Consider the following 18,214-nt stretch of genomic DNA (forward strand, 5'->3'; position numbering starts at 1 on the left):
CTTTGGCTGAAAAAAGCGCGGGAAAAGCCATCATAGCCCCAACCCCGGCGGGATCAACAGAGCGCCGGGCCGCTCACGGTGGCGTGCCCGGGCGCCCGGAAGACCGGGAGGGCGACACCAGCCGCCCCTGTTCCCAGCGCGCCGGTACCAGCTTGCCCTGGCGGTCGCGGATCCAGCCTTCGCCGTCCGGCTGGTTGTCCCGGTAGGGCGTGATCTCTTCCACCCGGCCCTGTTCGCTGTATTCCACGAAACGGCCCTGGCGCTGGCCGTCGCGGTAGTGGCCTTCCAGCCTGGGATAGCCCTCGGCGGTGGTTTCCCGGTAGGGCCCGTCCAGGCGATCCTGGTCGAAGCGGGCGTACACCTGGACACCGTCGTCGCGACGCTCGAACACGTCGCCGTGGCGCCGGCCGTCGCGGTAGGGCACCCGGGACAACAGCTCACCGTCGGCGTCGTACTGCGTCCACTCGCCGACCCTTTGGCCGCGCCGGTAATGGCGCTCGGCGAGCAGCTCGCCGTCGGCGGAGTGCAGGGTCCAGTCGCCGTCCAGCTCGCCGTCGACATAGTGGGCGTCGCGCACCCGGCCATCGTCCTCCAGGGTATGCCAGTCGCCCACCGGCTGGCCCTGGCGGTAGTGGCCGGACTCGACCACCTCGCCGTCGGCGTTCTCGGTGCGCCAGGGCCCGTCTTCCTGGTCCTGGCTGTAGTGTTTGTGGGTCCAGCGCTGGCCGTCCGGGCCACTGCGTTCACGCCAGTCGCCGTCCAGCCGGCCCTTTTTGTAGTGCATGACCCGGACCAGTTGGCCGTCGTCGTCGTAGGCTTCCCAGGTGCCGGTGCGCAGGCCGTCGCGCATCTGGCCCTGTTCGCGGCCACCGTTGCCCAGCGGGGCGATGGCCGGTCCTTGCTGCACACGCTTGACCCAGTGTTCCAGCCTCACCACGGTGTCGCCGTTGAAGCCGATCCGCCACTGGCTGTTCTTTTGCGGGTAACGCAGACTGACACTGCTTGGCGAACCGTCCCGGTTGTGGTCGGCCATCAGAGACAGCCACTGCGGCGCACCGTCCCGGAAGCGGCCCTGATCGTCCCGAAAGAAGTGGGCTTCGCGGCGCGAATAACTGCCGTCGCTGCGCCGGTTCCAGGCCATCAACACCCCGGGGGCGGTGAAGTCCGCATGGCCGATGCGGTTGCCGTCCCGGTCGTAGCGGTTGTAGAAGTTGTCGTAGCGGCCGTCGCGGTAGCGCCGTTCCTCATAAATCTGACCGCCCTCCGGGCCGCCGTCGTCGTCGCCGTAGTAGCTGATCTGCATGCCGTCCGGGCGGCCGTCCTTGACCTGCCGCTTCAGCAGCAGGTTGCCTTCTTCGTCGTACTGCTTTTCGACGCCGTTGATCTTGCCGTCCCGGTAGGGTTTGTATTTCTCCACCTGGCCGTTTTCATGGTAGGTGATCCGCTCGCCGTCCGGGCGGCCCTGCTCATCGTTGTGGCCCTTCTCCTTGACCTGGCCGTCCGGGTACAGATAGCGGAAGTCGCCGAGCCATGGGTCGTCCTTGCCGGGCCCGCCGCGCACCCCTTCCGCGTAGAGGGCGTCGCCGTCCTTGTAGTGGGCCTGGTACAGATAGCCGGGGCCGTCCGGATTCTCCGGCAGGGGCACCTCCACGTAGTAGAAGGCGTTGTCCGGTTTGTCCACTGGATAGCCGTATTCGCTGAAGTAGCGGCGCTCCGCCTGGGCACCGGCGCCGAGCAGCAGGGCGCCCAGCGTCAGCAGGACGGCCAGGGGCCGCAGCCGGGGGCGGGCACGGGTGGGAGTGGTGGTCAGGCTCATTCCGGCACCTCCGGGAAGTCGGCCCGCAGATCACGCTGCTGCTCGCCGTCGGCGCGCAGCAGCCGCACTTCCTTCACCGTGCCCCAGAAACGGCGCACGCCCTGGTCGTCCTCGCCAAGCGGCTCCAGGGCCAGGCCGGTGTCGTCCAGGGCGGCGTAATCCAGCCCCTCGATAGCGCCGCAATCGTCGCCGAGCACCACGCCGTCCTCGCCGTCGAAGCGCGCGCAGCCCGGCTGCTCGCGGGTCAGGGTGACGGTGTCCACCTCGGTGGGGCAGCGCGCCTGGAAGCTCAGCTCGCGGCCGTAGAAGTAGCGGATCTTGTCGTCTTCCGTGCGCAGCTCGAAGCCCGGGTCGATGTCCTCGCGGACACTGCCCTGGTCCCAGACGAAATGCAGGGGCGTGCCGTGGAAGTCGGCGCCGTCCTCCGGGGTCAGGGTGCACAGCCGCAGGCCCGGCGGGCCGGTGACCCGCAGCCGGTTGTCGTCCAGGCCTTCCAGGGTCAGGCCCTCCAGCAGGGCCCCGGTGTCGTCCGGCACCTCCGGCAGCGGAGACGGCTGGTGCCGCACGCCACCGGGGTGGAGCCCGGGCCGCCCGTCCCCGGGCAGCGGCCGCACGGTGAAGGTCAGCGGGCGCTGGCTTTCCTTGAGTGGTGTCAGGCGCAGGGCGGCGATGGGCGCTTCGGTGATCAGGGTGAGGTGGTCCAGGGGCGGCCCCAGGGTCAGGCGGCCCACGAAGACCTCGGCGGAGGTGTCCGCCTGCTGGTCGGGCCGGTAGACCACCGCGTAGGGCAGGGGCTCGCCGTCCGCGTCCAGGGGGCGGGCGCGCCAGTGGCCCAGATCGCCGCCCAACCGCAGGTCCACGCGGCGGTCCTGCCAGTCGAGAATCTTCGGCGCGTCCGGTGCCGGGTCGTCACGCTTCAGGGTCATCGGTTCGCCGTCGGTCCAGACGCGCGCGGTACCGGTGATCTTCACCGGCTGGTCGGCGTCGAACTGACCGTCCCCGGTGAGCACCAGCAGATCGCGGCCGATGTCCGAGGGGATCGGCGAGGCCAGGCCGTAGAAGCCGCCGCTCTCGCTCAGACGGTTGAGCAGCAGGCCGTCCGGCGCCCCACCCTCGAAACCGGTCAGGTGGAAGCTGGCCTGTTGCTGCAGCGGGGTGGCCAGGGTCCAATCGCCTTCGGTGAGCAGCCGGGTCTCTTCCAGCTCATCGGGGCGGTAGAACAGGCTCTGCTCGAGGCTGTCGAGCAGGGTGTCCACGTAGGCTTCGTCGCGCATCGGCTGGCGCCGGTCCGCGGGCAGGATGCGCGGCTCCCGCAGATCGCGCTCGGTGCGGTCCGTGTACATTTCCACCTGCATCGGATCCACGTCCCAGTCCTGCACCGGATAGGGATAGTGCTGCTGGCTGATCAGCACCAGACGTTGCTCCAGGCGCGCGTCCTGTTGCGGCAGCGGCAGGCTGCTGTGCAGGCGCAGGGCCTCGGGCATGCCGGAGGGCCAGCGGGCGATCATGCGTGCCTGGCCGGTGACGCCGTCGCCGTCCAGGGTCAGGGCGATCAGCACCCGGTCCCCGTCCCGGGCCAGCACCCGATAGTCGGCGGTGACCTTGGGCAGGCCCCCCAGGAAGGCGCTGGCCTGCCAGGTGTCGCCGGGCCGCGGATCGTCGGGCAGCGGCACCGCGGTGGCGGTGGCCTGGTCGAGCAGCTGTTGCACCTTGTCGCCGAAGCGCTCCACCATTTCCTGGTGGAGCGCCGGGTCGGCGATGCGGGTTTCGGTGATTTCGCCGTCTTCCACCCGGCTCAGCGTGCCGGTGTCCAGAAAGCGGCGCAGGGGCTTGGCGCGCTCACCCAGCATCGCCAGGTTGCGGGTGTCCAGTTCGCCGCTGCCGAGCCGCATCCAGGGCAGGGTGGTGCGGATCCACAGGCCGCCGCCGGCGTCGTCGTCCACCCGGTTGCGGACCACGGCCTGCAGCCGCATGTCCTGTTCATAGTCGCTGTCGTCGCGCTTCAGGGTCTGGTGGGCGATGAGCAGAAAGTCGTCTTCGTAATCGGCGTCGGGGGCGCGATTGTCCTGGCAGGCCGCCAGCAGGAAAAGGCAGAAAAAAGGCAGTAAAAACCGCATAATGAGAGCTCTCCGTCACGCTGCGAAGTGTAGCGAATGCCGCTGCGTCACGGGGCGCTGTAAACGAAAATTGTGAAAAACACCCGGCAAAAAAAGAGAGAGCTGATGGTGGGGAACAGCCGGTCCGTGACCAGCAATCAGGACGATCTGCATCCGGCCCTGGAGGTCACCGTGCGCCGCCACCTGGACCATCCGTGGCGGGCGCCGCTGGCGGACCACGACCGGGCCGCGTTCCAGCGGGCGCGGGAGTGGGTGGCCGATCGTGACCGGCCGCTGATCCTGGATTCCGGTTGCGGCACCGGGCGCTCCTCGGTGCAATTGGCGCGGCGCTACCCGCAGGCACTGGTGTTGGGGCTGGATCAGTCCGCCCACCGTCTGGCGCGGGCGCCACGGCGCTTCGATATACCGGACAACGTGCTGTTGCTGCGCACCGACTGCGGCGGTTTCTGGCGGCTCGCCGAGCAGGCCGGCTGGCGGCCCTGGCGGCATTACCTGCTGTATCCGAACCCCTGGCCGAAGAGCGCCCATCTGAAGCGCCGCTGGCACGGCCACCCGGTGTTCCCGCATTTGCTGGCACTGGGCGGCACCCTGGTGCTGCGCACCAACTGGGCGCTCTATGCCCGGGAGATGGCCGCCGCCCTGGCCCTGGCGGGCCGCGCCGCGACCCTGGGGGAGCCGGACGTCGGCGCGTCGCCGCTCACCGATTTCGAGGACAAGTACCGCAACAGCGGCCAGCGGCTCTGGGAGCTGGTGGCCGAGGCCGGGGCCTCCACTCGGTGAAAGGCCGGGTCAGTTAAAGGTCAGATAGAGTTTGTAGGCAATGGTGGACAGCATGCAGAGGGTGCCCACCGCCAGCAGCGCCACGCCCCAGTTGTACTGGCGGCCGGCGAAACCCACCGCCATCAACGTCAGTCCCACCGCGATCAGGGCGATCAGCCCGTCGAAAAACGCCATCGCTGTACTCCCGCTCAGCCCAGTTGGGGCAGCTGCGCCAGCGCCGCCTCGGCGCCGGCGGCGTCGTAGTCGCCGTCTTCCAGCTTGCCATCAAAGAAGTCGATGTAGGCCTGCATGTCGAAATGGCCGTGGCCGGAGAGGTTGAACAGAATGGTCTCCGCCTTGCCTTCCTCCTTGCAGCGCAGTGCCTCGTCGATGGCGCCCTTGACCGCGTGGGTGCATTCCGGCGCCGGCACGATGCCTTCGTGGCGGGCGAATTCCACCGCCGCCTCGAAGCAGCCCAGCTGCTGATAGGCGCGCGCCTCGATCAGACCCAGCGACAGGGCATGGGACACCTGCGGGCCCATGCCGTGGTAGCGCAGACCGCCGGCATGGAAGCCCGGTGGCGTGAAACTGGAGCCCAGGGTGTGCATCTTGGTGAGCGGCGTCAGGTGGGCGGTATCGCCGAAATCGTAGGCGAAGCGCCCCCGGGTGAGCGTGGGGCAGGCCGCCGGTTCCACGGCGATGATGCGCCGGCGGCGGCCGCCGCGCAGCTGCGCGCCCAGGAACGGAAAGGCGATGCCGGCGAAATTGGAGCCGCCGCCGGTGCAGCCGATGATGATGTCCGGGTCGTCGCCGGCCAGTTCGAACTGCTCCATGGCCTCCAGACCGATCACGCTCTGGTGCAGCATCACATGGTTGAGCACCGAGCCCAGGGCGTACTTGGTGCCCTCGTCCCGGGCCGCCAGTTCCACCGCCTCGCTGATGGCGATGCCCAGGCTGCCGGGGTGGTCCGGGTTCTCCGCCAGGATGGCGCGGCCGGACTCGGTCAGGTCGGACGGCGAGGGGATGCACTCGGCGCCGTAGGTGCGCATCAGCGCTTGGCGATAGGGCTTCTGCTGGTAGGAGACCCGCACCTGGAACACCTTTACCTGCAGGTCGAACAGGCTGCCGGCGAAGGCCAGCGACGAGCCCCACTGGCCGGCGCCGGTTTCGGTGGTGAGCCGTTTGATGCCGGCCTCGGCGTTGTAGTAGGCCTGCGCCACGGCGGTGTTGGGTTTGTGCGAGCCCGCCGGGCTCACGCCTTCGTATTTGAAGTAGATCTTCGCGGGCGTATCCAGCGCCTTTTCCAGGCGGCGGGCGCGGATCAGCGGGCTGGGGCGCCACAGCCGGTAAATATCACGCACCGGCGTGGGAATTTCCACGTGCCGCTCGCTGGTCATTTCCTGGGCGATCAGGGTGTCCGGAAACAGCGGTGACAGGTCCGCCGGCCCCACCGGCTGGTGGGTGCCCGGGTGCAGCACCGGCGCCATCGGTTCCGGAAAGTCCGCCATGATGTTGTACCAGTCACGGGGCATCCGGTCCTCGGACAGCAGGTATTTGGTGCTTTCGGTCATGACTCCCCCTTCGAGTGGTTTTTGTAGACCCACCATGATGCTGATTTTCACGGGCGCCGCCAGTGCGGCGGCGCTCAGTCCAGCAGTTTGAACATCTGCCGGTGGGGGATGTGGGCGTCCATGAAGATGCCGCCGGACACACTGAAGCCGGCGGTTTCGTAGAAGCTGGTGGCGTGGGTCTGGGCGTACAGGAAGATCTCGCCCATGCGCGCGGCGCGGGCGGCTTCCTCGGCGGCCACCAGCAGGGCGCGGCCGACGCCGCTGTTGCGGTGGGTTTCCAGTACGCAGAGGCGGCTGATCTGGCCGCTGCCCAGCAGGCGCAGGCAGCCGATTGGCCGTTGTTGGTCATCCAGCGCCAGGAAGTGGCGGGCGGCGTGGTCGGCGCCGTCCCATTCCAGTTCCTCGGGAACACCCTGTTCGCCGATGAATACGCGCTCGCGCAGCGCGCTCAGTTCATCGCGGTGTTCGTCCCAGGACGTTTCGATGATGGTAAAACTAAAGCCCATGGCGTTCTCGTTAAAGCTCGGCAAAGTAGCCCTGGTCCATCCAATGGTCCAGCAGGGCGCGGCCGTCGGCGTCGAGCACCGCGGCCAATTCCTTTTCGGTGTAGCGGCGTTGGCGGGCAAGCAGCCCGGCCAGGGCGAGCTGGCCGCCTTGCAGGGGCCAGGGCTCGCCGTTGAGCCAGGCGGTGTCGTCCGCCACCAGGAGACGCACGCCGCCATGGCGAACCAGGACGGCGTCGGAATCGGCGGCGCGAATGTGCGCCGGGTCGATCAGAAAATCAAGTCCCGATTGACGCGGGGTGCTCAGCCAGCGGGCCAGGGCGTTGCGGGCGGCGGCGCGGTCGAACAGGCCCAGCGCCTGCTCCAGCATGGCGTCGCGCTCGCCGGCCTCGAGCCGGCCCGGATCCCCCGGCGCCACCCGGCCGGCATCCCGGTACAGGGTGGGCGCGGCGTCGGCCAGGGTCTCGGCCACCATCTCCGCCAGCAGGTCCCGGTAGTCCGGCGCGCGGAAGCCCACCGACCAGGTGATGCAGTCGCTGTCCAGGGCCACGCCGTGGTGAGCGACCCCGGGGGGCAGATAGAGCACGTCCCCGGGGCCGGCGATGTGCTCCTCGCTCACCGGCATGTCGGCCAGCATCTTCAGCGGCACATCGCCGCGCAGCCGACTGCTCTCGTCGCACTCCGGGCCCAGCTGCCAGCGTCGCCGGCCGGCGGCCTGCACCAGAAACACGTCGTACTGGTCGTAATGGGGCCCCACGCTGCCGCCCTCGGCGGCGTAGCTGATCATGATGTCTTCCAGCCGCCAGCCGGGCAGAAACCGGAAGTCGTCCAGCAGCAGCGACACCTCGGTGAGGTAGTGGTCCACGGACTGCACCAGCAGGGTCCAGTCGCGCTCGCCCAGCTCCGCGAAGCGTTCCGCTTCCAGCGGGCCCTGTTCCAGACTCCAGGGGCCATCGCCGGCGCCCTGGATCAGCCGCGACTCCACCTCCGGTTCCAGCGCCAGGCCGGCCAGGGTGTCCGCGTCCGGGTGCGCCAGCCCGGCGGCGGCGCCGGGCATGAACAGGGGCGCGCGCTGCCAGTGGCGGGCCAGGAAATCCTCCGGCGCCAGGGGCAGCGTGAAGCGGGGCAGGGTGAGGGCCACGTTACTGGACGTCGCGGGCCTGTTGGCCGGCGTTGCCCACGTAGCTGCCCGGGGTCATCGCCTTGAGACGTTCCTTGGCGTCGTCCGGAATCGCCAGGCCGTCGATGAAGGCCGCCAGGTTTTCCTGGGTGATGGCCTTGCCCCGGGTCAGTTCCTTGAGCTTCTCGTAGGGCTTCTCGATGCCATAGCGGCGCATCACCGTCTGGATCGGCTCGGCCAGCACTTCCCAGGCAAGGTCCAGATCGTCCGCCAGCCGCTCCCGGTTGACTTCCAGTTTGCCGATGCCCTTCAAGGCGGCCTCGTAGGCGATCAGGCTGTGCGCCAGGCCCACGCCCACATTGCGCAGCGCCGTGGAGTCGGTCAGGTCGCGCTGCCAGCGGGAAATCGGCAGCTTGGCGGCGAGATGGTCCATCACCGCGTTGGCGATGCCCAGGTTGCCTTCGGAGTTCTCGAAGTCGATGGGGTTGACCTTGTGCGGCATGGTGGAGGAGCCCACTTCGCCTTCCACCGCGCGCTGCTTGAAGTAGCCCAGGGAAATATAGCCCCACACGTCCCGGTCGAAGTCCAGCAGGATGGTGTTGAAGCGCATCAGGGCGTGGAAATACTCGGCGATCCAGTCGTGGGGCTCGATCTGGGTGGTGAACGGGTTGAAGGTCAGGCCCAGGCTTTCCACGAAGCGGCGGGCGAAGGCCGGCCAGTCCACGTCCGGATAGGCCGCGTAGTGAGCGTTGTAGTTGCCCACCGCGCCGTTGATCTTGCCCAGGATCTGCACCGCCACGAACTGGTCACGCTGGCGCTTGAGACGTTCCACCACATTGGCCATTTCCTTGCCCACGGTGGTGGGGGAGGCGGACTGACCGTGGGTGCGCGACAGCATCGGCACGTCGGCCAGGCCATGGGCCAGCTGGCGGATGGTGCGGATGATCTGGTCCAGCTTGGGCAGCAGGGCGTCGCGGGCCTCGCGCAGCATCATGGCATAGGACAGGTTGTTGATGTCCTCGCTGGTGCAGGCGAAATGGACGAACTCGGTCATGGCGTCCAGCTCGTCGTGCTCGGCCATGCGCTCCTTGATGAAGTACTCCACCGCCTTCACGTCGTGGTTGGTGGTGCGCTCGATTTCCTTGATGCGCTCGGCGTGCTGTTCCTCGAAGTCCCGGGTCACGCCGCGCAGATGCCAGGCGGCCTTGCCGCTCATCAGCGGCACTTCCGGAATGTGCTTGTCGTGGGACAGTTGTTCCAGCCAGCTCACTTCCACATGAACCCGGTAGCGGATCAGACCGTATTCGCTGGTGATGGCGCGCAGGGCCTCGCACTTGCCGGCGTAGCGGCCGTCCACCGGAGAAATGGCGGTGAGGGGATTAAGGCTGGACATGGGGGACTCCTGAAATGGGAAACCGTTGGCGGGCGCAATGATACCGTAATTAACCGGGAATCGCGCGCCGGTCTCGTAACCTCGAAATAACTTTATATGTGAAAGGTAATTATCTGATTTTTATACTGTTCAGAATTTTCAGGCGTTGCTTGCGCTGGAACAACAGCCGCCACCGGCGGCCGTCCAGTTGGTGCCAGAGGAAGGCGGCGCGCACGCCGGCCAGGAACAGGGCGCGGATGCGCGCCGCGTTGTCCTCGTCCTGCAGCTTGGCCGGGTCGCCCTGCACGCGGATGCGGAAGCGGAAGGTGCCCAGGGTATCCAGGTAGATGCCGGCCAGACGATGGCAGAAGGTGACGTTGGCGAGACTGTCGAAATGCTCGCGCTGGCCCTGCAGGGCGATCAGCCGGTGGCGCAGCAGGCTGATCACCTCGTCGTTCTTGCGCAGCTTGGAGGACAGGTGCAGCAGCGCCAGGGCGTAGCTGAGCGGCCGCGCCGCGTCCCGGCTGTGTTCCCGGCCCAGGCTCTGGCGCAGCAGGCGCACGCCGTCCTCCAGGGCCGCCGGGTTCGGGTAGATCTGCTCGAAGTCGCCGGCGTCCATGGCCATGACCCCGCCCAGCAGGGCTTCCACGGCGGTGCTGTCGGCGTCGCCGCGGGTGGCGATGCGGTCGGCCAGCACCGCGGCCTGGAACACCGCCGCCAGGGCCAGCATTTGTTGTTGCTCGTGATTGAACGTCATTGCGTCGCCTCGATCACGGCGCCGCCCAGGCAGGTGTCGCCGTCGTAGAACACCACCGATTGCCCCGGGGTCACCGCCCGTTGGGGGTCGTCGAACGTGACCCGCACCCGGCCGGCGCCGGCGTCTTCCACCCGACAGGCCTGGTCGGCCTGGCGGTAGCGGGTTTTCGCGGTGAGCCGGGCGGGCAGGGCCGGCGGCTCGCCGGCGATCCAGTCCACCGTGGCGCTGGTCAGGGCCCGGCTGAACAGCAGCGGGTGGTCCTGGCCCTGCACGGCCACCAGCACATTGCGCTCCAGATCCTTGCCGGCCACGTACCAGGGCGCGTCGCCGGCGTCGGCGCGGCCGCCGATGCCCAGACCCTGGCGCTGACCCAGGGTGTAGTACATCAGGCCGTCGTGGCGCCCTATCACGTGGCCCTGGTCGTCCTCGATGTCGCCGGGCTGGGCGGGCAGGTAGGTCTCCAGGAAATCCTTGAAGCGGCGCTCGCCGATAAAGCAGATGCCGGTGGAGTCCTTCTTTTTATGGTTGTCGAAGCCGCGCTCGGCGGCCAGCCGCCGTACCTCCGGCTTTTCCAGGTCGCCCAGGGGGAACAGGGTGCGGGCGAACTTGTCGCCGCCCACCGCGTGCAGGAAATAGGTCTGGTCCTTATTGTGGTCCACGGCGCGCAGCAGCCGGCCGCGCTCGCCGTCGTGGCTCACCCGCGCATAATGGCCGGTGGCGATGTAGTCCGCGCCCAGGGACAGGGCACGGTCGAGAAAGGCGGCGAACTTGATTTCCTTGTTACAAAGGATGTCCGGATTGGGGGTGCGCCCGGCCCGGTATTCGGCCAGAAAATGCTCGAACACCCGGTCCCAGTACTCACCGGCGAAATTGGCGGTGTGCAGCTCGATGCCCAGCACGCCGGCCACCTGCATGGCGTCCAGCAGGTCCTCCCGGGCGGTGCAGTAGTCGGTGCCGTCATCCTCGTTCCAGTTCTTCATGAACAGCCCCTCGACCCGGTAGCCGGCGTCGAGCAGGCGCGCCGCCGCCACCGACGAATCCACGCCGCCGGACATGCCGACGATCACGCGGGTGGAGCGGGGATCCCGGGGCAGGTCCCGGGCAAGGGTATCGGACATCGTCAGCCTCGTTGCAGGGGCCAGGGGTGTTGATAGATGGCGTCCAGCGGCAGTCGCCGGCCGCTCCGGTAGTCGTCCACGCAGCGCTGCACCAGCGGGCTGCGGTGCTCGCCGTCGCGGGCCGCCAGCTCCTCCGGGGTCAGCCACACCGCTTCCAGGATGCCGGTGTCCAGCTTCTGGTGCGGGTCGTGGCCCAGGGGCCGGGCCAGGAAGCAGGTGCGGTAATAGACGCCGCCGCCGGGCTTGGGCTGAAAGATGTACCAGCCCAACAGGTCGGTGATTTCCACCCGCCAGGCGGTTTCCTCCAGGGTTTCCCGGTAGGCGGCCTGCATCAGATCCTCGCCGAATTCGGCGTGGCCGGCGGGCTGGTTGAGCACCGCCTGGCCGCCCTTCATCTCGCGCACGAACAACAGGCGGCCCTCTTGTTCCACGACGGTGGCCACAGTAATGTGCGGTTCGAAGCTGTTCATCGAAGGCTCCAGCCGGGCGGTTATGATCGGTCAGCGGGCGCAGATGGTAGCGCACCGCCGGCCGCCGTGACAGCCACGGTGCGCGTCAATGAGTGGGGCCGCGTCCCGGAGAATGCAATACGTGAATGATACCTTCAGCCATCTGGACGACCAGGGCCGCGCCCGCATGGTCGACGTCAGCGACAAGGCGGAGACCGCCCGCACCGCCCACGCCCGGGCACGGGTGCGCATGGCGCCGCGCACCCTGGCCATGATTCTGGACCAGGCGCATCCCAAGGGCGACGTGCTGGCGGTGGCCCGCGTGGCCGGCATCCAGGCGGCGAAAAAAACCTGGGACCTGATTCCGCTTTGCCACCCGCTGATGCTCAGCGGCGTGAAGGTGTCCCTGGAGCCGGAGGGCGACGACGCCCTGCGCATCGACGCCCATTGCAAGCTCAAGGGACTCACTGGCGTGGAGATGGAAGCCCTCACCGCCGCCTCGGTGGCGGCGCTCACCGTCTACGACATGTGCAAGGCGGTGGACCGGGCCATGGTGATCGAGCAGGTGTGCCTGGTGGAGAAGACCGGCGGCCGCAGCGGCGACTTCCGGCGGGAGGAGGCCTGAAGCGATGATCGAAGTGGTGTTTTTCGCCGCCCTGCGGGAGCGGGTGGGCGAGGATTCCCTGCGCGTGACGCCGCCGGAGACGGTGACCACGGTGGCCGCCCTTTGCGACTGGCTGGGCGAACAGTATCCGGCGGTGGGCCGGGCCCTGGACGCCACCCCCCGCCGCATGGTGGCGATCAACGAGCAACTGGCGGAGCCGCACAGCGCCGTGGCCGACGGCGACACGGTGGCCCTGTTTCCGCCGGTCACCGGGGGCTGAGATGACCCGTATCGACGTGGCGATCACCGCCGAGCCACTGGAATCGCGCCTCTCCAGCGAGGGCCGCGACGGCCGCAGCGGCGCCGAGGTGCGCTTCTCCGGACGGGTGCGCGACGAAGCCGGCCAGGTGCGCGCCCTGTTCCTGGAGCACTATCCGGGCATGACCGAGCGCGCGTTGCGGCGCATCGGCGAACACGCCCGAGAGCGCTGGCCTCTCAATGCCATTGAAATGATTCATCGGGTTGGCGAAATCCGCGTCGGCGAGGAGATCGTCCGGGTGGTGGTCTGGGCCGGGCACCGCCAGGCCGCCTTCGAAGCCTGCGCCTTTCTGATGGACGTGCTGAAAAGCCAGGTGCCGCTGTGGAAGAAGGAACTCACCGACGACGGCTGGCACTGGGTCGAGGCCCGCGAGCGCGACGCCGAGGCGGCCGCCCGCTGGATGGCGCCGTCTTCGGAGGGTGCACGGTAATTTCCCGCCATTGGCCCGGCGCCAGCCCTTCCAGGGTCCAGTCGCCGATGCGCCAGCGCACCAGCCGCAGGGTAGGGTGGCCCACCGCCGCGGTCATGCGCCGCACCTGCCGGTTGCGACCTTCGTCCAGGATGATTTCCAGCCAGCGGTCCGGTACCGTGAGCCGCTCGCGCACCGGCGGCCGGCGCGGCCACAGATCCGGCGGCTCGATCAGCCGCGTGGGCGCCGGCCGGCAGGGCCCGTCCTTGAGAGTGACACCCTGGCGCAGCGGCGCCAGGTCCGCGTCCTCCGGCGCGCCCTCCACCTGCGCCCAGTAGGTCTTGGGCAGGTGAAACCGGGGGCTGGCGATGCGCGCCTGGAGCCCGCCGTGGTCGGTGAGCAGCAGCAACCCTTCCGAATCCCAGTCCAGCCGGCCCGCCGGGTAGACCCCCGGCACCGGGATGTAGTCCTTGAGGGTGGGACGCCCCCGGTCATCGCTGAACTGCGAGAGCACCTGAAAGGGTTTGTTAAACAAAATCAGCCTTGCCATGGTCGAAATCGCTCTCCGGGGGTCGCGAAGCCGAGCAAGAATACCACCTGGGTGCTATACTCGCGCGGCGACCGAATACTACGGTTTTTCTCAGAGGGAGTAGTGTAGATGGGATACCAAAAGATCACGGTTCCGGCGGACGGTGACAAAATCACCGTTAATGCGGACCTATCCCTGAATGTCCCCAACCACCCGATCATTCCGTATATCGAAGGGGACGGCATCGGCGTTGATATCTCGCCGGTGATGATGAAAGTGGTAAATGCCGCCGTGGAAAAAGCCTACGGGGCAAAACGTGCGATCACGTGGATGGAAGTGTACGCGGGCGAGAAGGCCACCAAGGTCTACGGCCCCGACACCTGGATGCCGGAAGAGACCCTGGAAGCGCTGCGGGAATTCACCGTGGGCATCAAGGGCCCGCTGACCACCCCGGTAAGCGGTGGCATCCGTTCCCTGAACGTGGCCCTGCGTCAGGAACTGGACCTGTACACCTGCATGCGCCCGGTGCGCTGGTTCGAAGGCGTACCGAGCCCGGTACGGCACCCCGAGCTCACCGACATGGTGATCTTCCGGGAGAACTCCGAAGACATCTATGCCGGCATCGAATGGCCCGCGGACAGCCCGGAGGCCACCAAGCTGATCAAGTTCCTGCGGGAGGAGATGGGCGTGACCCAGATCCGTTTCCCCGAGGGCTGCGGCATCGGCATCAAGCCGGTTTCCCGCGAAGGCACCCAGCGCCTGGTGCGCAAGGCGATTCAATACGCCATCGACAACGACAAGGATTCCGTCACCCTGGTGCACAAAGGCAACATCATGAAGTTCACCGAGGGGTCCTTCAAGAACTGGGGCTACGAGCTGGCCCGTGACCGTTTCAATGCCGAGCTGCTCGACGGCGGCCCGTGGATGGTCATGAAGAACCCGCGCACCGGCAAGGACATCGTCATCAAGGACGTGATCGCCGACGCCTTCCTGCAGCAGATTCTGATGCGCCCCGCCGAGTACAGCGTGATCGCCACGCTGAACCTGAACGGTGACTACATCTCCGACGCCCTGGCGGCGGAAGTGGGCGGCATCGGCATCGCGCCGGGCGCCAACATCGGCGGCTCCGTGGCCCTGTTCGAGGCCACCCACGGCACCGCGCCCAAGTACGCCGGCCAGGACAAGGTGAACCCGGGTTCGCTGATTCTGTCCGCGGAAATGATGCTGCGCCACATGGGCTGGGAAGACGCCGCCGATCTGGTGATCAATGGCATGGAAGGCGCCATCGCCGCGAAGACCGTGACCTACGATTTCGAGCGACTGATGCCCGACGCCACCCTGCTCAAGTGCTCTCAATTCGGCGATGCCGTGATCGAGCACATGGGCGTCTGACCACGCCCGCCCGCGCCGCGCTCCTTATTGCGAGGAGACGGCGTTGCTTTCCTGATCCCGCCGCCGTGCTTCGCCCGGCCGGCGGGAAGACGGGGCTTCCCCTTTCTTCACGTCACCGGGTTTAAGATTGACCGCGTGGTAGCCCTTGCTGGCCTCACGCAGTTCGTACTCGACGCTTTGTCCCGCGTACAGGGTTTTGTATCCTTCTTCCTGTATATAGGAATAGTGGACGAACAGATCGTCGCCGCCTTCGTCGGGGCGCACGAATCCGTAACCCTTGGTGTTGTTAAACCACTTCACTGTACCCGTTGGCATGGTGCTCCCTCTGGCCGCTGGCTGCGAAGTTGTTGTTATCGGCCACAACCACCCCCGGCTCGGTTAGAATAGGTTGGTTTTTGAACAACTGTTCCTTAAGGCCCGCGGGGTGTCAACCCCCGAGCGACCGGGATTGAAAAACGTCGTGATACCCCTCATTTGTTGATTGCCTGCTGACGCCAGCGGGTATACAACCGTTAGAGAAGGTTATGAACAGGCATCAAGACTCCACACCTCGAAACAGCAAAGCGGCGGCGTCCGCGCCGCGGGCCGGCTGGCTGGGCCCGGAAAAGCCCGAGGGGCCCGACCGACACGGCGACGCCGCCGTCGAGGAGGCACGGCCCAAGGTCAAACGGCCGCCGATGTTCAAGGTGATGATGCTGAACGACGACTACACGCCCATGGATTTCGTCGTCGAGGTGTTGGAGACCTTCTTTCGGATGGACCGTGAGCAGGCCACCCGGGTCATGCTCACGGTGCATACGAGAGGTAAGGCGGTGTGCGGGGTGTACCCCCAGGACATCGCCGAAACCAAGGCCGCGCAAGTGGTCGATTATGCCCGCGAACATCAGCATCCGCTGATGTGTCAGGTGGAACGCGCCTGACGCCGTCCGGCGACGGACAGGGCACCAAGCAGTGAGGTAGCCTATGCTCAGCAAAGAACTGGAACTGACTCTCAACGAGGCTTTCCACCACGCCCGCAGCCACCGTCATGAGTTCATGACCGTGGAACATCTGTTGCTGGCACTGCTCGACAACGAGGCAGCGGTGGAAGTGTTGCGCGCCTGCGGCGCCGATCTGGAAGAGCTGCGCGAGGCCCTGACTCAGTTCATTGACGATTCCACCCCTCTGCTGTCCGACGATGGAGACCGGGACACCCAGCCCACGCTGGGCTTCCAGCGGGTCCTCCAGCGCGCCGTGTTCAGCGTGCAGTCGTCCGGCAACAAGGAAGTCACCGGCGCCAATGTCCTGGTGGCGATCTTCAACGAGCAGGAGAGTCAGGCGGTATACCTGCTCAACAGCCAGGACGTGCATCGTCTGGACGTGGTCAATTTCATCGCCCACGGCATTTCCCAGGTGGAAGACAGCGACCCGGCCGCGGAACAGCGCGAGGACGCCGAGGCCGCCGGCGAAGGCGCCCCGGCCAGCGCGCTGGAAAGCTACGCCTCCAACCTGAACGAACTGGCCCGCGCCGACCGTATCGACCCGCTGGTCGGCCGTGCCTTCGAGATTGAGCGCGCCGCCCAGATTCTCTGCCGCCGCCGCAAGAACAACCCGCTGCTGGTGGGCGAGCCGGGCGTCGGCAAGACCGCCATCGCCGAAGGTCTGGCGCGCATGATCGTGGAAGAGAAGGTGCCCGAGCCGCTGCTCGACGCCGTGGTCTACTCCCTGGATCTGGGCGCGCTGCTGGCCGGCACCAAATACCGGGGTGACTTCGAGAAGCGGCTGAAAACGCTGCTGGCGGAGTTGCGCAAGAAGGACAACGCCATCCTGTTCATCGATGAAATCCACACCATCATCGGTGCCGGGGCGGCCTCCGGCGGCGTCATGGACGCCTCCAACCTGCTCAAGCCGCTGCTCGCCTCCGGTGAGCTCAAGTGCATGGGCTCCACCACCTTCACCGAGTACCGCACCATCTTCGAGAAGGACCGGGCCCTGTCCCGCCGCTTCCAGAAGATCGACGTGGTGGAACCGACGGTGGAGGACACCGTGGGCATCCTCAAGGGGCTCAAGAGCCGCTTCGAGAAGCACCACAACGTGAGCTACACCGACGCCGCCCTGAAAAGCGCCGCGGAGCTGAGTGCCCGCTACATCAACGACCGCTTCCTGCCGGACAAGGCCATCGACGTGATCGACGAGGTGGGCGCCTGGCAGCGGCTGCGGCCCGAGAACGAGCGCAAGGCCACCATCGATCAGGACGACGTGGAAGCCATCGTCGCCAAGATCGCGCGGATTCCGCCCAAGCAGGTGTCCTCGTCCGATAAGGAAGTGCTGCAGAACCTGGAGCGCGACCTGAAGATGACGGTGTTCGGCCAGGAAGACGCCATCGAGACCATCTCCGCGGCGATCAAGCTGTCCCGTGCCGGCCTCAAGGCGGACAACAAGCCGATCGGCTCCTTCATGTTCGCCGGGCCCACCGGGGTCGGCAAAACCGAGGTGAGCCGGCAGCTGGCCCGCGCCCTGGGCGTGGAGCTGGTGCGCTTCGACATGTCCGAGTACATGGAGCGGCACACCGTCAGCCGGCTGATCGGCGCGCCCCCGGGCTACGTCGGTTACGACCAGGGCGGCCTGCTCACCGAGGCGGTCACCAAGACGCCGCACTGCGTGCTGCTGCTGGATGAGATCGAGAAGGCGCACCCGGAGGTGTTCAACATCCTGCTGCAGGTGATGGACAACGCCACGCTCACCGACAACAACGGTCGCAAGGCGGACTTCCGCAACGTGATCCTGATCATGACCACCAACGCCGGCGCCGAGGTGCTCAACAAGCGCAGCATCGGCTTCACCGAGCAGGACCAGTCCTCCGACGGTATGGAAATGCTGAAGAAGGTGTTCACGCCGGAGTTCCGCAACCGGCTGGACGGCATCATCCAGTTCAACCCGCTCACCACCGAGGTGATCCTGGGCGTGGTCGACAAGTTCCTGGTGGAACTGCAGGCCCAGCTGGACGAGAAAGCGGTGGTGCTGGACGTGGACGATCAGGCCCGCCGCTGGCTGGCCGAGAAAGGCTACGACAAGGACATGGGTGCCCGTCCGATGGCGCGTCTGATCCAGGAGCAGATCAAGAAGCCGCTGGCGGAGAAGCTGCTGTTCGGCGAACTGGCCGGCAAGGGTGGCCAGGTGCACATCGGCGTCGGCGACGACGGTCTGGTGCTCACCGTGGACGCCTCGGAAGAGGAAGCCACCTGCTGACCCGGCAAAGTCCTTCGACCCCTACCAAGCCCGGCCTCGCGCCGGGCTTTTTTATGGTTCATCGCGCTTTGACGGGAGATCGATGCGGCAGGCATTTATCCGGGACGCGGATCTGTGTGGGGGCCTTCCGGGAACGCCGCGAGTACGTCCC

The 18,214-nt window shown here is 67.1% G+C and carries 19 protein-coding genes; 7 read left to right on the forward strand and 12 right to left on the reverse strand.

Annotated features, from left to right (window positions below):
* Positions 1 to 73: 73 nt before the first annotated feature.
* Together IM760_RS10000 and IM760_RS10005 are read right to left on the reverse strand one after the other, a co-directional pair.
* Complete coding sequence (locus IM760_RS10000) at positions 74 to 1,816, reverse strand: toxin-antitoxin system YwqK family antitoxin (RefSeq protein ID WP_204428798.1); 1,743 nt, start codon at positions 1,814 to 1,816, stop codon at positions 74 to 76.
* The gene (locus IM760_RS10005; protein ID WP_204428800.1) at positions 1,813 to 3,933 is read right to left on the reverse strand and encodes a hypothetical protein; all 2,121 of its coding nucleotides are present in this window, start codon (positions 3,931 to 3,933) and stop codon (positions 1,813 to 1,815) included. The genes IM760_RS10000 and IM760_RS10005 overlap by 4 nt, the downstream gene beginning before the upstream one ends.
* A 105-nt stretch (positions 3,934 to 4,038) precedes the next feature.
* Here IM760_RS10005 and trmB point away from each other — a divergent pair, with 105 nt between their 5' ends.
* A complete protein-coding gene (trmB, locus tag IM760_RS10010; RefSeq protein WP_204428802.1) occupies positions 4,039 to 4,713 on the forward strand; it encodes a tRNA (guanine(46)-N(7))-methyltransferase TrmB in 675 nt (224 codons plus the stop codon).
* A 9-nt stretch (positions 4,714 to 4,722) separates the two neighbouring features.
* Here the strand turns inward: trmB and IM760_RS10015 are convergent, their stop codons facing one another.
* The 8 genes from IM760_RS10015 to IM760_RS10050 form a co-directional block, all read right to left on the reverse strand.
* Entirely contained in the window at positions 4,723 to 4,887 is a 165-nt protein-coding gene (locus IM760_RS10015) for a hypothetical protein (protein WP_204428804.1), read from the reverse strand.
* Between the two features lie 14 nt (positions 4,888 to 4,901).
* The gene (locus IM760_RS10020) at positions 4,902 to 6,263 is read right to left on the reverse strand and encodes a TrpB-like pyridoxal phosphate-dependent enzyme (protein WP_204428806.1); all 1,362 of its coding nucleotides are present in this window, start codon (positions 6,261 to 6,263) and stop codon (positions 4,902 to 4,904) included.
* A 74-nt stretch (positions 6,264 to 6,337) separates the two neighbouring features.
* Positions 6,338 to 6,769 carry a GNAT family N-acetyltransferase gene (locus tag IM760_RS10025; RefSeq protein ID WP_204428807.1) on the reverse strand — a complete coding sequence of 144 codons (432 nt, stop codon included), beginning with the start codon at positions 6,767 to 6,769 and terminating at the stop codon, positions 6,338 to 6,340.
* Between the two features lie 10 nt (positions 6,770 to 6,779).
* On the reverse strand, positions 6,780 to 7,907 hold the full coding sequence (locus IM760_RS10030) for a cupin domain-containing protein (protein WP_204428808.1): 1,128 nt from the start codon (positions 7,905 to 7,907) through the stop codon (positions 6,780 to 6,782).
* A 1-nt stretch (position 7,908) separates the two neighbouring features.
* A complete protein-coding gene (gene purB, locus IM760_RS10035; RefSeq protein ID WP_204428811.1) occupies positions 7,909 to 9,279 on the reverse strand; it encodes an adenylosuccinate lyase in 1,371 nt (456 codons plus the stop codon).
* 109 nt (positions 9,280 to 9,388) lie between these two features.
* On the reverse strand, positions 9,389 to 10,015 hold the full coding sequence (gene hflD / locus IM760_RS10040) for a high frequency lysogenization protein HflD (RefSeq protein WP_204428813.1): 627 nt from the start codon (positions 10,013 to 10,015) through the stop codon (positions 9,389 to 9,391).
* On the reverse strand, positions 10,012 to 11,133 hold the full coding sequence (gene mnmA, locus IM760_RS10045; RefSeq protein WP_204428815.1) for a tRNA 2-thiouridine(34) synthase MnmA: 1,122 nt from the start codon (positions 11,131 to 11,133) through the stop codon (positions 10,012 to 10,014). Before mnmA ends, hflD begins: the two co-directional genes overlap by 4 nt.
* A 2-nt stretch (positions 11,134 to 11,135) precedes the next feature.
* On the reverse strand, positions 11,136 to 11,603 hold the full coding sequence (locus IM760_RS10050; protein WP_204428817.1) for an NUDIX hydrolase: 468 nt from the start codon (positions 11,601 to 11,603) through the stop codon (positions 11,136 to 11,138).
* 112 nt (positions 11,604 to 11,715) lie between these two features.
* Between IM760_RS10050 and moaC the strand changes: the two genes are divergently transcribed.
* From moaC to IM760_RS10065, 3 genes are read left to right on the forward strand one after another with little or no spacing between them, the layout of a single operon-like run.
* A complete protein-coding gene (gene moaC / locus IM760_RS10055; RefSeq protein ID WP_204428819.1) occupies positions 11,716 to 12,207 on the forward strand; it encodes a cyclic pyranopterin monophosphate synthase MoaC in 492 nt (163 codons plus the stop codon).
* Between the two features lie 4 nt (positions 12,208 to 12,211).
* Positions 12,212 to 12,466, forward strand: a complete 255-nt coding sequence (gene moaD / locus IM760_RS10060; protein ID WP_204428821.1) for a molybdopterin converting factor subunit 1 — start codon at positions 12,212 to 12,214, stop codon at positions 12,464 to 12,466.
* 1 nt (position 12,467) lies between these two features.
* Positions 12,468 to 12,935 carry a molybdenum cofactor biosynthesis protein MoaE gene (locus IM760_RS10065; RefSeq protein ID WP_204428823.1) on the forward strand — a complete coding sequence of 156 codons (468 nt, stop codon included), beginning with the start codon at positions 12,468 to 12,470 and terminating at the stop codon, positions 12,933 to 12,935.
* Here the strand turns inward: IM760_RS10065 and IM760_RS10070 are convergent.
* Positions 12,841 to 13,464: a pseudouridine synthase gene (locus tag IM760_RS10070; protein WP_204428824.1), complete on the reverse strand. Its 624-nt coding sequence runs from the start codon at positions 13,462 to 13,464 to the stop codon at positions 12,841 to 12,843. The two genes, IM760_RS10065 and IM760_RS10070, sit on opposite strands and share 95 nt — an antisense overlap.
* A 108-nt stretch (positions 13,465 to 13,572) precedes the next feature.
* Here IM760_RS10070 and icd point away from each other — a divergent pair, with 108 nt between their 5' ends.
* Positions 13,573 to 14,835, forward strand: a complete 1,263-nt coding sequence (gene icd, locus IM760_RS10075; protein WP_204428825.1) for an NADP-dependent isocitrate dehydrogenase — start codon at positions 13,573 to 13,575, stop codon at positions 14,833 to 14,835.
* Positions 14,836 to 14,859: 24 nt separating this feature from the next.
* Here the strand turns inward: icd and IM760_RS10080 are convergent, their stop codons facing one another.
* Entirely contained in the window at positions 14,860 to 15,150 is a 291-nt protein-coding gene (locus IM760_RS10080; RefSeq protein WP_204428829.1) for a cold-shock protein, read from the reverse strand.
* Positions 15,151 to 15,359: 209 nt separating this feature from the next.
* On the opposite strand from IM760_RS10080, the gene clpS reads away from it, so the two are divergent.
* Entirely contained in the window at positions 15,360 to 15,755 is a 396-nt protein-coding gene (gene clpS / locus IM760_RS10085) for an ATP-dependent Clp protease adapter ClpS (RefSeq protein ID WP_204428831.1), read from the forward strand.
* Positions 15,756 to 15,798: 43 nt separating this feature from the next.
* Positions 15,799 to 18,063: an ATP-dependent Clp protease ATP-binding subunit ClpA gene (gene clpA, locus IM760_RS10090; RefSeq protein WP_204428833.1), complete on the forward strand. Its 2,265-nt coding sequence runs from the start codon at positions 15,799 to 15,801 to the stop codon at positions 18,061 to 18,063.
* Positions 18,064 to 18,214: the final 151 nt, after the last annotated feature.

Origin of the sequence: Alloalcanivorax marinus, assembly GCF_016906305.1 — a bacterium.
In the GTDB taxonomy this organism is placed as follows: Bacteria; Pseudomonadota; Gammaproteobacteria; order Pseudomonadales; family Alcanivoracaceae; genus Alloalcanivorax; species Alloalcanivorax marinus.